We start from the raw sequence: 14,781 nt of genomic DNA on the forward strand, positions 1-14,781 counted from the left end.
TCGTTCGCATCCGGCCGTCAGACCGTGCCGTTGCCCGCGAGGAGCGCCATGCCCTTCTCCACGTTGAGCGCGGTGCGCACGCCCGAAAGCGTGAGCCCCAGCTCGACCAGCGTGATCGCGACCGACGGCTGCATGCCGACGACCACCGTCTCCGCATCGAGCACGCGCGCCATCGCCGCCGTGTTGCCGATCATGCGCCCGATGAACGAATCGACCACGTCGAGCGAGGAAATGTCGATCAGCACGCCGCGCGCGCCGTCCTTCACGATGCGGCTCGTCAGATCGTCCTGCAGCGCGAGCGCGAGCCGGTCGTGCATGTCGACCTGAATGGTGACGAGCAGCAGCTTGCCCATCCTGAGAATCGGAATGCGTTCCATCGCGTAAGGCCCCGTTCAGTCGCGTTGCGTTCGATGCGTGCTTCGAATGGCGAGATGCGGCGTCATTCCGGTTGCAACGCGTCGAAGCCGTCGTTCGGACGCAGCGCGCGCGTCGCGTCCTGCGCGCTCGCGCCCGTCACCGACTTGCCGGTGCGCTGCAGCGCGATGACGAAGGCCGCCGCGAGCGTCGCCTTGGTCGTGACGTTCGACAGATTCACGCCCAGATGCACGATGGTCTGCGCGATCTGCGGACGAATGCCGCTGATGATGCAGTCCGCGCCCATCAGCCGCGCGGCCGCGACCGTCTTCAGCAAGTGTTGCGCGACGAGCGTATCGACGGTCGGCACGCCGGTGATGTCGATGATCGCGATCGCCGCGCCCGTCTCGACGATTTTCTGCAGCAGGTTTTCCATCACGACCTGTGTGCGCGCGGAATCGAGCGTGCCGATGAGCGGCAGCGCGAGAATGCCGTCCCACAACTGCACGACGGGCGTCGACAGTTCGAGCAGTTCCTGCTGCTGGCGCACGATGACCTGCTCGCGGCTCGTCTGAAAGACTTCGGTCGTGAAGAGGCCGAGTTCGTCGAAGAGCGTGCTGATGGTCCAGGTGAGATCGGCGAGCGTCGCGGCATCGGTGCCGAGCGTCTCGCGCAGACGCGTGAAGAGCGGCTGCTTCAGCGAGAACACGAACATCGCGGTCTCGACCGGCGTGAAGCCCTGACGCGCCCGCTGCGCGGACATCTCCGCGAGAAACGCGCGCACTTCCTGCCACGCGGGCGCTTTGAAATCGACGCGCTCGGAGGTGCTGAGCGCCGTCATCAGCAGCGAGACGAACTGCGTGAACTGATTGCGCAGTTCCGCTTCCCCGACGAGCCCGCGCCGCGACGCGATGGCGTGCTGTTGCGCGAACCACTCCGCGAGCAGCTGCTCCTGATTGTTGGTGAACAACTGGGCAAGCCGCATTCCGCCGACCATTTCCATGCCGAAATCCTGTGCGAATGATGTTATCGGGCGCCGAGCCCCGGAAGTTGGTTGTTGCGTCGCCGCGAAGATGATCGAAATAATGCGACGCAAGGCGCTCGGAATGTAGCACGTCGTCCCAAAATTCGACAGTCCGGAACGCCTTGTAGCGCAATGGATTAGCGGATTACTTCGGGCGCTGCCGGCGGCGCCCGGCGCAATCGGAAAATGCTTCCGGTCGTGCGCCGCCGGGTGGACGAAGTCCGGTCAAATATCCTGAGGAAACCCGCGCGTCCATAGGATGAAGCACACGTCCGGCATGCGATGCCGTGTATAGCGGCGCGAATATTTTTTCGGCTATCGCCCGATGCAATACTCGGGCGACCGACTCAAACCTCATCCGATTCGCCGGAGCGCACATGGCCCAAACGATTCACCCCGTCGACGAAGTGCTGCCCATCGGTCAGATGCTGGCGGTCGGCATTCAGCACGTGCTCGTGATGTACGCGGGTGCGATCGCGGTGCCGCTCATCATCGGCGCGGCGTTGAAGCTGCCAAAGGAGCAGGTCGCGTTTCTGATCAGCTCGGACCTCTTCGCGTGCGGGCTCGTCACGCTGGTGCAGTGCATCGGCGTATGGAAGTTCGGCATTCGCTTGCCGGTGATCATGGGCGTGAGCTTCGCGCCGGTCGGACCGATGGTCGCGATGGCATCGTCCGGCGCCGGGCTCACGGCGATCTTCGGCGCGACGATCGCGGCGGGCGTGTTCGCGATATTGATCGCGCCGTTCTTCGGCCGGCTGATGCGCTTTTTTCCGCCGATCGTCACGGGCACGATCATTCTCACGATCGGCATGACGCTCTTTCCGGTGGCGATCAACTGGGCGGGCGGCGGGCGCGGCGCGGCGAATTTCGGCGAGCCGAGGAACCTGATGATCGCGGCGGTCGTGCTGCTCGCGATTCTGTTCATCAACAAGTATCTGAAGGGCTTTCTCGCGAATATTTCGGTGTTGCTCGGCATGGCGATCGGCTTCGCGATTGCGCTGCCGCTCGGGTTCGTCGATTTTGGCGGCGTCGGTCAGGCCGCGTGGTTCGCGCCGGTGCGGCCGTTTGCGTTCGGCATGCCGACTTTCGATCTCGCGGCGATCGCCTCGTTGTGTCTCGTGATGGTGGTCATCATGGTGGAATCGCTCGGCATGTTTCTCGCGCTCGGCGACCTCGCGATGCGGCCCGTTTCGCGCATCGACGCGACGCGCGGATTGCGCACGGACGGTCTCGGCACGGTGATCGGCGGGATTTTCAATACGTTTCCGCATTCGTCGTTTTCGCAAAACATCGGACTCGTGGGGATTACGGGCGTGAAGAGCCGATGGGTTGTCGCGGTGTCGGGCGTGATTCTGATTCTGCTCGGGCTGTTGCCGAAGCTTTCCAATCTGATTGCGTCGATACCGGTCGTGGTGCTCGGCGGCGCCGGGATTGCGATGTTCGGGATGGTCGCGGCGACCGGCGTGAAGATTCTGAGCAAGGTCGATTTCGACAGCAAGAACAACTTGCTCATCATCGCGATCAGTTTGGGCGTCGGGGTGATTCCGCTTGCCGCGCCGACTTTTTTTGCGCATATGCCCGGGTGGGCCGGGCCGCTGACCCATAGCGGGATCACGCTCGCTGCGGTGTTTGCGATTCTGCTCAATGCGCTTTTTAATCGCGAGCGCGATTCGGGGGATATCGAGAGGGAAATCGCTGCTGAGATGCCTTTGAGTTTGCGGCATGGGGAGGGGGATATTCGTGAGTGAATTTTTTTTGGCTTTCGCCGGATCTCGTGTTCGGGTCTGAAGCTTTTGGCTTTCGTTTCGCCGGATCCCGTTTTCGCGTCGGTTTATTAGCGTTGCCCCTGTGCGGGGCGGCAGTCACTTTCTTTGCTGCTGCAAAGAAAGTAACCAAAGAAACAGCTATCCCCAGCCTAAGCACTTCATGCCGGCCGCGGCACAGGCGATTGACCTAATGGCCCCCAGAGTAGCGAGTGCCCTCAAAGGTCTTGTCGGACTTGGCTCGCGCACGGTCTGCCGCGTCGCACCACACGCCAGATTGGTTCAGCACGAAATGGCGCCGGCCCGCTTCGCGGCCGATGGGTCAATCGGGGCGGGGGCTGCGTGCGCTTCTTTCTCGATGGTTTCCCTCGCATACCCAACGGCAGCGCGAAGCGCAGTGCCGATGCTCTTTCGTGCTGAACCAGCGCCCTAAAACAAGTAGCTTGTCAGACCGTGCGCGATCCAAGCCCGGTGATTGTGATGAGGGCACTCTTTAGGCGAGTGCCAACTTAAGGGAGAAAATTGGCCAAGTTGCGTGTGACCGCGGGCCTGAAAAGCTGCTTTCTTTGGTTACTTTCTTTGCAGCAGCAAAGAAAGTGACTGCCGCCCCGCACAGGGGCAACGCCAATAGACCGACGCGAAAACGGGATCCGGCGAAAACCCTCGAAGCCTCAAAAAGCCCCCGCGCCGCCCGCGATAAAAGCTGCCTTCTTTGCAGCAGCAAAGAAAGTGACTGCCGCCCCGCACAGGGGCAGTGCTAATAGACCAAAAGCAAATCGGGATCCGGCGAAAACCAAAACCAAATCAAACCCACTACCATATGAAAGCCCCCAAACCCGCCCCACGAATCCCATGCGCGAAATCCTCTGGATCCTTCTGCTAGCGATCGCGCTGATCTACACCGTCGCCCTGGCAGGGCTCTATTGGCTGCAAGGCCGACTCGTCTATCCACTCGAACAGATCGAAGCGTTCAAAAACGCCGAACTCGAAGCCCGCACCGAAGCAGTCAGCATCAGAACCGCCGACGGACTCGACCTGACAGTCCGATACCAGGCGCCCGGAAACAAAGCCGCCCCGACCATCATCCTCTTCCACGGCAACGGCGAAGACCTCGCCCAGCGCGGCCATATCGCGCTGGAAATGATCGAAGCGGGCTACGGCGTACTGCTCGCCGAATATCGCGGCTATGGCGGCAATCCCGGCAGGCCCCACGAAGCCGGCCTCTACGCCGATGCGCGCGCCGCCCACGCCTACGCGTCTGCGAGATCGTCGAACGTCGTCCTGCACGGCTATTCGCTCGGCTCCGGCGTCGCCGTGCAGCTCGCCAGCGAAGCGAAGATCCATGCGCTGATGCTCGAAGCGCCGTTCACGAGCATCGTCGATGTGGCGGCGAAGCGATTCCGGCTCTTCCCCGTCCGCCTGCTCGCACGCGACCGCTACGAAAGCCTTTCGAAAATCGCCTCGGTGCGCGCGCCGATCCTGATCTACGGCGGCACGAAAGACGGCGTGATTCCGCCCGCGCACTTCCGGCGCCTCTTCGACGCCGCGCGCGGCAACAAACATCTCGCGCTCATCGAAGACGCCGATCACCTCGACGTCTGGACGAAGGGCGGCCGCGAACACGTCATGCAATTTCTCGCGTCGCTGCAACCGGCGCGGGACACGCTCCAGGCTTAAGCGCCCGCGGTTTTCCCGCGAGCCCGCCCCGTCTTCAGCGTCACCCACGTCGGCGCATGATCGCTCGCGTGCGCCTCGCCACGCACCCACTTGTCGACGCCCGCGCTCTGCAGCTTCTTCGCCAGATCCTTGGTCAGCAAAATATGATCGATGCGCAAGCCCGAATTCGTCTGCCAGTGATTGCGAAAGTAATCCCAGAACGTATAGATGCGCTCATCGGGAAATATCTTGCGCAGCGCATCCGTCCAGCCTTGCGCGAGTAAATCGGCATAAGCCGCGCGGCTCTCGGGCTGCAAGAGCGCGTCCTTCAGCCACGAACGCGTGTTGTAGATGTCCTCGTCGGTGGGCACGACGTTGTAATCGCCCGCGAGCACGACGGGATGACCGCTGTCGAGCAACGCCTTCGCGTGTGCGTTGAAGCGCTCGAACCACGCGAGCTTGTAGTCGAACTTCGGGCCCGGCTGCGGATTGCCGTTCGGAAGATAAAGACAGCCGATCAGCAAGCCGCCCACGGCCGCTTCGATATAACGGCTATGCGTATCGTCCTCATAACCGGGCAGCCCGCGCCGGCTCAGCACCGGCTCGGCATCCTTCGCGAGAATCGCCACGCCGTTCCACGACTGCTGTCCGTGCCACAACGCGCCATAACCCGCGTTCGCGATCGCCTCGGCGGGAAACTGCGCGTCCGTCGCCTTGAGTTCCTGCAGGCAGACGATATCGGGCGATTCGCGTTCGAGCCATTGCAACAAGGCGTCGAGACGCGGACGGATGCCGTTGATGTTGAAGGTCGCGATTTTCACTCGGCGTCGCTCCATCGGTGGATCGGAATCGATCGTACACGCCCCGCAGTTTGCGTGCCGCGGCATACGCGAGCGCGGCGGCGGAAAATCTGCCAAAGTCACGCGAACTCCGCCACGATCCTCGCATCCATGTCCGAAGCCTCCGCGCACTGGCAGCGCAATCTCTACGTCTGCGTTTTCGGCTCGTTCACCACCATCATGGCGATGACGCTGCTCCTGCCCTTCCTGCCGCTCTATGTGCAGCAGCTCGGGGCGTCGTCGGTGGAGGCGGCGGTGCAATGGTCCGGCATCGCGTTCGGCGCGACGTTTCTCGCGGCGGGCCTCGTCGCGCCGCTTTGGGGACGTCTCGCCGACCGCTACGGCCGCAAGCCGATCCTCATTCGCGCGAGCCTCGGCATGGCGATCACGATGTCCCTGCTCGGCGTCGTGCAGACGGTCTGGCAACTCGTGGCGATGCGCTTTCTCGCGGGGCTCGTCGGCGGTTATGCGAGCGGCGCCATCGTCATGATCGCGACGCAGACGCCGAAACACCGCACCGCGTGGGCGCTCGGCACGCACGCGGCGGGCATGATGGCGGGCAATCTCGTCGGGCCGCTCGTCGGCGGGTTGCTGCCGGGACTGATCGGCATACGCGCGACGTTCTTTCTCGCGGGCGGCCTCATCTTCTGCTCGTTCATCATGACGACGCTGTTCGTCAAGGAAGAGCGCCGCGCGCCGGATCACGCGAAGACAACGCCGCGCGGCGGCTGGCGCGACGTGCCGCTGCTCACGCCCGTCATCGCGATGCTCGTGAGCGCGATGCTGCTCATGTTCGCGAACATGTCGATCGAGCCGATCATCACGGTGTACGTGTCGCAGCTCGTGAAAGACCCGAAGCAGGTCACGCTCGTCGCGGGCTTCGTGATGTCCGCCGCCGCGCTCGGCAGCGTGCTCGCCGCGCCGCGCGTCGGACGGCTCGCGGATCGCATCGGCGCACCGAAGGTGATCGTCGCGTGTCTCGCCGTCTGCGGCGTGCTGCTGATTCCGCAGATGTTCGTCACCGACGGCACGCAGCTCGTCGTGCTGCGCTTTCTGATGGGCCTCGCGCTGGGCGGCCTGCTGCCCGCAATCACGAGCGTCGTGCGTCACAGCGTGCCCGATCACGCAGCCGGATACATCCTCGGCTACGCGACATCGGCGCAATACATCGGGCAGGTGACGGGACCGCTCGCGGGCGGCTTCATCGCCGCGCATTCGGGCATGCACGCCGTCTTCGCGATGACGAGCGTGCTCATGTTCGCCGGCGCCGCCTTCAACGCGTGGACGTTCCTGCGCGCGATGCTGACAACGCGGTAGTTTAAGTTTGACTATCAAACTAGGGTGTTCCTAAAACACCCCGTTGCACGGTAACATTGACCGGAATTCCTAAAATTTTCGATGTTGCCATCGCCGCTTCGCACCTTGCGATGTAGCGAAGGAGAGTTCATGCAACCAAATCGCCGCGCGCGCCCTCGTTGCGTGCGCGGCGTTCTTGCGTCATTTGCTTTCACCATCACGAGACCAGATGGTAAAAAAACTCGCGAAAGACAAGCCCCTTGATGTCAACCGTCGCCTGTCGGCAGGCCTGAGAGCCGTAAGAGAATCGGCCGGGCTCACTCTGGTCGCTTTAGCTGAGTCGACAGGCATGAGTCGCAACACGCTTTGGCGCATTGAAAATCGAGACGCCAATGCCCGCCTGAGCACAATCGACGCACTGGCGAAGTTCTTTAAGCTAAACCCCACGCAGCTTTTTGAGACGGTGCCTTCGAATACGCCGCGGCTTCCTCGACGCATAGCGTTATCGAAAATCGTGTCTGGGAATATAGTTAAGCTGCGCTCGGTCGCTGGGATGTCGCAAGAGGCGCTCGGGCAAGCTGCTGGTCTAGCGCGGAACTACGTTTCGTTAATTGAGGTCGCCGCGCCAGACCTCAAAATCGAGACCGTGGCGGACATCGCCCGAGTGTTGGACGTCGACCTATGCATTCTCTTGGCAGACCCTCGCGAATGTCTCGCTTAATCGGAAACAGGTTACCCGCGCTTTTTTCGGCGACTCGACGTAGCCTCATCCCACCGGCCAATCCACTCGGTTATCAACAACAGTGCTTCGGCGACCGGTGAACAATTCACCGTGGCCACCTTCACCGATGCGGGAGCAGCTCAATTAGTCGTCGTCACCACGGACGGACGGCTACATTCGCGAGAATGTCGAAGAATTGTCCGCGTCGGAATCAGCCGCGCGCGCGAGTACCTCGTCATTCTCGACCCTCACTGGTCAAAATGCCCTCTCCTGCAGGGTCACAAGCCCGGGTAACAGACGCGTGCGTCTCTACAAGGCAAGCTGCCAACGTCGTCCTCCCAGCCGCCAAGCGCCCTCTCGACGCTCGTGCTCGACTTGGTCAACGCCGAACTCTGTCCCTGCGATTTACGACGTTGGTGATAGTCAACAATGCACCGACCGATGAGTTCAATTGCGCAAATCTCATAGCCGCGTGCGTGAGGTAAGCGTAAGCGGCTTTGCATCCCAGTCGGCTGCACCAGAGGCCACAACTAGGCCGCAAGACAACGTTGACATACCGAATCGCCCTATGCGTTGTCGCTGAGTGACCTCCCGCTGAGCGACCTCCATGCGAAACGCATTTTGCTCCGACTCAACGAAGGCCTCCTGTGCTATGAGGGCGACAAATTCTCTCACGTTCAACGGCTTTCGATTGACGCGCACTACGGCGACGTCAAGCATTGGAGCTATGCGTTGCAACCAATCAGTGGGCTCCTCTGGAGAACGAGGTTTTGCAAGCGCAGCTCGAAACCTTTTTACGATACGCTTCTGCGAATCGCTCAACGGAAATATATTGGACCTATCCCGCTCGACGGGACGCTCCATGGCTGGGGAGAGAGAGTCGAGGCTCAGCGAAGTCTCTTGGTGAACTCCGTCGTTTTCTGACGTCTCATATCGAGACAACACGTACTCGGATGCGACCAGCAGGTCTCGCATCAGCAACTCTTTTGATGAGACGCATCTCAATATGCCAATCCACACATCATCTGATGCTCGCCGAGTTTCGATAGCCACAGCCCACTTAATATTTTCGAAGTAGGCTTGGCCTGACCTCGGTTTCACTTTCTTCCGCCTACCGAGCAGTCGAAATTGCTGACATGCGTTGAAGTACCGTTGAATCTTTGCTAGCTCCATAACTAAATCCAAGGCAATCGTCGGCTCTTCAGTTGCGTCGTCGCCATCCTCCCGAGCGTCTTCCCACCCGTTCGACCCTTCTCCGGCAGGCGGGTCAACGAACGTAACTCTTGGCCTGTTGTTCTCGATGTGCGTAAGGGCGCACGCGAAATCTGAGACGAGGACGTTCGCGGTTGTCTTAGTGTTGGGGTCAGTTAAACGTATAGTCTTAAGCCGCCAAGCTTGCTTCAAGCCGTCGCGTAAAGTGGACCAGTTACCCTCATCGAACGTGCCTTTGGCCTCCAGCGCATACCACTCGCCTCTGTTGTCACGAACTAAGTAATCAGGTCGACTCTTACCCGCCAGTTCCGGTGCGGACAATTTTATCTTAGCTACTGCCTTGCTGCTGTATGTCGAGTAGTGCCAGAATGATTCAATGTAGCGTTTTCGCTGCAGGAGCCATTCCTCGGTTGCATAGCGGCACCCCACGCTGCCCAGAATAAAAGATGCATCGCTTTTCTCGCTCGCTTCCAAAACCTTTGCGATACCGTGAACTTCGAAGAGTGAAGCGCGAATATTGATGTCAAAAAGCGACAGCAATAGTCGCAGTCTGGCACGTTGATAGTCTCTTAGTCGGGCGATATCTGTTTGTAGAAGCCCAAGTACTTCCTTCATGCTCCTGCTCGAGAGCGACCCATATCCAGCATCAAGTGCAAGTTTGAAAAGGCTTTCGATTGTGACGGTTGGCCCGTGAGATGGCATTAAGTCGAACAATTTCGCGAAGTCTCCAGGATTCTTCTTGAAAGACCGAGCGCTTATAGTGGTGGTCGGCTTTGGCGCAAAAAACGAGATATTGAAATGCATTGGCTTCTTCTGATTCTGTTGGAAATTTCGGCGCCTGCGCCACTTCGCTCAGGACTCGTTTCTCCGCTTTGTGATGACTGGGCTCTGAATCCAAGTACAACGTCCACTGGCCCAAGGTCGCTGCACGGCACGAGCGCGTCGCTCAGGGGAATAATACGCACCCAGTGACCGAGTTGCGGAATAGCCGAATCACATCTCTGTTGGTGGAGAATTTGATTTGAACCGGTTCTATCGAGTCAAAGTCCTCGATATCGACGGTATGCGTGTCGGCCGAGGCTACAAATGACCGGATAGTCAACTTCCTTTGTCGCCCCGCTCCGCTTAGATTTTGAGGGCATTCGAAGTGGACAAATTGAACGACTCCGCTCACTCGCTTCATACCAAGCTCCAAAAGCGACGGTGTGTCCGGATTCTGAATTAGTCGCAGATATCCTCCTGCTGCCATCAAACGTTTCGGACCTACAATACTAAATTCATCGGCAAATTCCATTGTCATTTGAACACGAACACCGTCGAGCAGAACGGTACCATCGATGTCTTTCGGCATAAGCGTAAGTACACATGTCCGCCTGTCTGGCGCACCGCAACTCTCGGAAAGCATTGCCGCAACGGACGGTCTGAACCAATCGAGGGCCCATACTGCACATGACATTAGTACCAATGCGACGCAAGCCGGCGCCAGGGCTGAATAAAGAACCGATAGATTAGCGGTACCCGAGCGGTCTCCTCTGGCTCCCTTCGTACTAAGTCTTCTAACTAACACTGTTAGATATGATGAGACAGCAAAGACTACAAGCAATACAGTTAAAGTAATGCCTTCGCCCGGTCGCATGTTGAGGTCGTATGCACGAGCCAAAAGGACGAAACAGGTCGCAACGCAGCAAGCCATTGCGAAGTGCACAAACCCTGTAGAGAGGATAAGCGATGTAAAGGCCAACTGACGCAGCCGTTCGACCGTGGGGACGCGGCGCACATTTGCCACCATTGCAAGAGCAATTGCGGCGACTATGGAACCAGAAATCGATGTGAAAAGTACGACGGCTTGCTTAGTTATGGCGAAGTCCGTGATAATCGAGGACGAAAACGCCGCAGCTATGTCGCGTTTGAACCCAACGAGGAGCGCTACCACGTCATGAGCTCGGCGACCCCCGCGTTGAAAATTCAAAACACTAAGGTTGAGGGAGGTCAGCAGCAACGCGAGACTTAAAACTGTTAGCGTCACAGAAAAGACGAGGAAGTGACGGCATCTAAGAACAGGGGCCGAGGGGTCATCCAGGTCAGCGAAGCTTTCCAACGAAGACGCCCATCGATAAGTAGAGCATGACTTTCTCGCGAACTGAGTAAAGTCAAGGAGTGAACGAATCAGTTCTCTTGCTTCCATTGCGTCTTACGATATTTTTTGCATACATCGCGTCGGCTTGCTACATCGCATTCAGCGATAAGTAGCCTGCGCACCCGTGTTCCCTAGAAGGAGGACTAGCGCAGTGTTCCCCACAGCGCGGTGCGAAGCTTCGTCAGGGCATCATCGGTGAACGCATACGGTTTGTCTTGGACTTCGACGATGCGCCAGAAGCTGGCTCCAATCCGCACGATGGAGACATGGAGGCGCAGCGCCCCTTTTACCAACTCGCCGTCGGCTTGCCAGAAATTCCCATCGTCGGAAAAGGCGCCGCTCCCGTTGAGGCGTATCGTGCCTGTGACCCCTTGTCTATAAAGGTTCACGTACTCGCGCAACTCGATGCGCGGGAAACTTTCTTGCGCGAAGTAGACGGCGGCATGCTGCGTCTTCTCCGTGAACGAGTAAACCGGTGCCCCGTCGCTTGTCTGCTGACCGAATTTCCAAGTTGGCTCAACCATTGTGCTGCTGCCCGTTACCGGATTCGTCCAGGCGACATCCGGCGCACCGGCTGGGACCCGAGAGGCCACACTTGAGCGCTCAGTGGCCTGATTCGCGATGGACAGGCTGCCAACTAAAAGCACGTACGCCACGGCAAACAGCAGCTTTTTGAAGATTCCGTTCTTGCTTGCACGTACCCTGTTGCCACTGAACTCGTCGTAGCTCGCTTGCTCGCCGTTTCCTAGTCGGGAAGATTGTCGAATCATCGTCCCTAGATTGAATAAGGGCAGGCCGAACGCAAGCCCGCTCATCCAAAGCGCGAAGTTTCGACGCAAGTAGTCGTCGAATGTCAGGCGGCTCCCTTCAATCGTCGTTACTCTCAAACCCAGCAACGCCTTTCCAGGTGTGTTGCGGAAAATCCGATATACGAAGGCGTCAAGCACCAGCGCGAGGGGAAGAAAAAGTATCGATGCGTAGAAGTTCGCACTGGGTCCGGTCATGACTTCGACGTACCAGGCTGAGTTCTGCGCGAGCCAGTAGCCACCCACGAATGCTACAGCTGCGATTTCCCACCAGAGGTCGAAGCTGCGCGCGAAGAATCTCGACCAACGCCCGGCCATGGGCAACAAAGCGGGGTGACCAGCATCAACTGTAGACCCGTTTGGCGGAACGTCCGACGGCGGTGCATTGTCGTCACGGCCAGCTCGGAACGAGGGCTCTGCGCGACCTTGCTCGGCAGCACCCTGTGGATGTGCCTGGGGTTCCGGATGTGCATGCGAATGAGATGCATCGCTGCCGATGGTCTCGTCGTAACGACGCCGCGCCTCCGCATCGCTGAGAACCGCATACGCTTCGTTGAGAATTTTCATGATGCGCGTCGCGTCCGGACTGTGGTTCTTGTCCGGATGGTAGCGCTGCGTCAACGCCTTGTACGCCGCCCGAATGACCTCCGGGGGCGCGTTCCGCGACACTCTCAGATTGTCGTAATGGGTGTGAGTCGAAACCATGTGCCTTGCTCAAATCTGTTTATCCCTGTTTATCGGCGGGACGACAGAAAACCGTAGGCTTAATATCAGCATTATTTATTAACGACCCTATCAGCGCACGACCTTCGATAGGCGCAGACCGACGTACTCTGGTTCGTCGGCGCATGTTCCTATCGACTATCCAAAGCGCTGAGTTCTCGGCGAGGGATTCGGCGAGTGTTATCGAGCTTTCGAGGACGGTCTCGACGGTTGTGCTCTTCGGTGCGGTCCTGCTCGATGAATGCAAGATTGCTCAGGCCCGCCGTGGCCAAGATGTGCTCGTCGTTTCAGAAAGCTGTTACCGCGACGCCGTGGTCAAGCGCCCTTCGCCGTGGGTTCTGCACGCGTCAACGACTCACTCATTGAGCGACTTGGTCCGATGTGTACCGTCTGGTGGGATTGAGGAAGTACGCGAGGTATTCAAGGTCGATGCGTGAGCAGTGCTATTGCGATAATTTATCTTATCGATAGCGCACGGACCGCGACCTAAACTGGAAGCATGAAACCGTCGCCGCCCGCTGCCGGGCGCGGCCGCCGCGCCCCGTCTGGTCCCGACGCCCCGCCTTCCACAGCACCCTCCCCGCCTTTCCCCGACCTCGACGAACTCTCGGCGCTGCGCGCCTGGTACGAGGGGCTCACCGCGCGCGCCGCCGTCCATCGCTACCTCGGCCATATCCGGGCCGACGGTCAATCGTCCCGCGCCCTGCTCAGCCGAATTCGCCAGCAACTCATCGCCTTCGCTCGGTCTCGTGAGCGACCCGAGCTGGCGCGCCTGTTCGACCACGCCGCCGTGGAGCGGACCGCGCGCGCTGGCTCCGTGGTCCGCGCGCTGGACGTCTTACGCCATGCGGCCGTTCCGGAACCGCAGGTGAACGATGACGTGGCGCAATGGCTGTCACCTCGCATAGTGCGAGCGCTCCAGGCGGCCGGCATAAGTACCCTCGCGGACTTGACGGTGCGAGTGCCGCGCCGTCGCCTCTGGTGGCACGCCATCGCCGGGCTCGGACGCGTCGGTGCACGCGACGTGGAAGCCTTCTTTGAGACGCATCCTGCTTTGACGGCCCAAGCGCGGACGCTGGTGCATCAGCCGACGAGCCATCTTGTGGTGCCGCAGGAAAGGCTGAGCGTTCCGGAATCGCTCGACGGCTCGCACGGTCGATTCCGAGCACCGGTTGCGAGTTGCCTGCTTAACGCAGAAACGGATTACGAAGCAGTCCACGCCTGGCTCGAATTGCACGAGGCACCGGAGACCGCGCGCGCCTACCGAAGAGAAGCCGAGCGTCTGTTGCTGTGGACCATCGTGGAACGCCAGCGACCCCTTTCGTCGCTCACCACCGACGACGCGGTAGCGTACCGAACCTTCCTGCGCCGCCCGACGCCACGCGAGCGCTGGGTCGGACCGGCGCGGCCGCGCTCGTCCGTCGAATGGCGCCCCTTCGTCCATGGGCTGTCGTCCGAATCCATTGCATATGCGTTGACGGTGTTGCGCTCCCTTTTCCGCTGGCTCGTCGAGCAGCGTTACGTGCTGGCTAATCCTTTTGCCGGCCTCAAAGTTCGAGGCGCAGGACGAAGTACGCATTTCGACGCCGACCGTTGCCTCACGCAGTCGCAGTGGAGGGTTGCGCGAACCTTCGCCGGGCAACTCGAAGTCGTTCATGGCTGGAGCGCCGCGGCTGCGCAGCGGATGAGATTCATCCTCGATTTCGCCGTTGCCACAGGACTGCGCGCGCACGAACTCGTCGATTCGAAGCTGGGAGACGTTCGAGAGGACGAGAATGGCGACGCCTGGTTACATCTTGTAGGTAAAGGACAAAAGAAGGCGAAAGTCGCGCTGCCACCGCTTGCCCTGCGCGCCCTCGAAATACACCTCGTAGAGCGCGGCTTGCCAATTGCCCGAGCGCGATGGCCGCGTTCTGTGAAGCTCATTGGAGCGCTGACTGGAGAGACGTCCGAGGGAAACACGGCGGGCATCACAACAGCCCGACTGCGACAGGTGATGAGTCGTTTTTTCGATACAGCTGCAAAGTTTGTCGGCGAGGAAGATGCATTACTCGCGGATACCTTAGGTCACGTCAGTCCGCATTGGTTAAGACACAGTCACGCAACTCATGCGCTCGAAGACGGAGTTGACCTTGTGTGCGTCCGCGACAACTTGCGACACGCCTCGATTTCAACAACATCCAAATACTTACACGGGGACGACACACGACGAGTTCAGCAGGTCCGAAACGCATTCGGCGTCCCCTAACG

At 59.7% G+C, this 14,781-nt stretch carries 10 protein-coding genes; 5 read left to right on the forward strand and 5 right to left on the reverse strand.

Annotated features, from left to right (window positions below; translation table 11 throughout):
* Positions 1 to 17 precede the first annotated feature (17 nt).
* Positions 18 to 377, reverse strand: a complete 360-nt coding sequence (locus NOV72_RS27130; protein ID WP_106857618.1) for an STAS domain-containing protein — start codon at positions 375 to 377, stop codon at positions 18 to 20.
* A gap of 62 nt (positions 378 to 439) precedes the next feature.
* Positions 440 to 1,357, reverse strand: coding sequence for an STAS domain-containing protein (locus tag NOV72_RS27135; protein WP_106857619.1), 918 nt, complete (start codon positions 1,355 to 1,357; stop codon positions 440 to 442).
* A gap of 398 nt (positions 1,358 to 1,755) precedes the next feature.
* On the opposite strand from NOV72_RS27135, the gene NOV72_RS27140 reads away from it, so the two are divergent.
* On the forward strand, positions 1,756 to 3,126 hold the full coding sequence (locus NOV72_RS27140) for a nucleobase:cation symporter-2 family protein (protein WP_106857620.1): 1,371 nt from the start codon (positions 1,756 to 1,758) through the stop codon (positions 3,124 to 3,126).
* Between the two features lie 744 nt (positions 3,127 to 3,870).
* Complete coding sequence (locus tag NOV72_RS27155) at positions 3,871 to 4,818, forward strand: alpha/beta hydrolase (RefSeq protein WP_245933166.1); 948 nt, start codon at positions 3,871 to 3,873, stop codon at positions 4,816 to 4,818.
* Here the strand turns inward: NOV72_RS27155 and NOV72_RS27160 are convergent.
* The gene (locus NOV72_RS27160; protein ID WP_106857624.1) at positions 4,815 to 5,633 is read right to left on the reverse strand and encodes an exodeoxyribonuclease III; all 819 of its coding nucleotides are present in this window, start codon (positions 5,631 to 5,633) and stop codon (positions 4,815 to 4,817) included. The two genes, NOV72_RS27155 and NOV72_RS27160, sit on opposite strands and share 4 nt — an antisense overlap.
* 114 nt (positions 5,634 to 5,747) lie before the next feature.
* Here NOV72_RS27160 and NOV72_RS27165 point away from each other — a divergent pair, with 114 nt between their 5' ends.
* Positions 5,748 to 6,953, forward strand: coding sequence for an MFS transporter (locus NOV72_RS27165; protein WP_106857625.1), 1,206 nt, complete (start codon positions 5,748 to 5,750; stop codon positions 6,951 to 6,953).
* Between the two features lie 208 nt (positions 6,954 to 7,161).
* Positions 7,162 to 7,653 carry a helix-turn-helix domain-containing protein gene (locus NOV72_RS27170; protein ID WP_106857626.1) on the forward strand — a complete coding sequence of 164 codons (492 nt, stop codon included), beginning with the start codon at positions 7,162 to 7,164 and terminating at the stop codon, positions 7,651 to 7,653.
* A gap of 462 nt (positions 7,654 to 8,115) precedes the next feature.
* On the opposite strand, the gene NOV72_RS27175 is transcribed toward NOV72_RS27170, so the two are convergent.
* On the reverse strand, positions 8,116 to 9,669 hold the full coding sequence (locus NOV72_RS27175; protein ID WP_106857627.1) for a hypothetical protein: 1,554 nt from the start codon (positions 9,667 to 9,669) through the stop codon (positions 8,116 to 8,118).
* Positions 9,670 to 11,145: 1,476 nt separating this feature from the next.
* Positions 11,146 to 12,513 (reverse strand): DnaJ domain-containing protein, encoded by a 1,368-nt coding sequence (locus NOV72_RS27180; protein WP_106857628.1) that lies wholly within the window; start codon positions 12,511 to 12,513, stop codon positions 11,146 to 11,148.
* Positions 12,514 to 13,030: 517 nt separating this feature from the next.
* On the opposite strand from NOV72_RS27180, the gene NOV72_RS27190 reads away from it, so the two are divergent.
* Entirely contained in the window at positions 13,031 to 14,779 is a 1,749-nt protein-coding gene (locus NOV72_RS27190; RefSeq protein WP_106857630.1) for a site-specific integrase, read from the forward strand.
* Positions 14,780 to 14,781: the final 2 nt, after the last annotated feature.

This window comes from Caballeronia novacaledonica (assembly GCF_900258035.1).
GTDB classification, from domain to species: domain Bacteria; phylum Pseudomonadota; class Gammaproteobacteria; order Burkholderiales; family Burkholderiaceae; genus Caballeronia; species Caballeronia novacaledonica.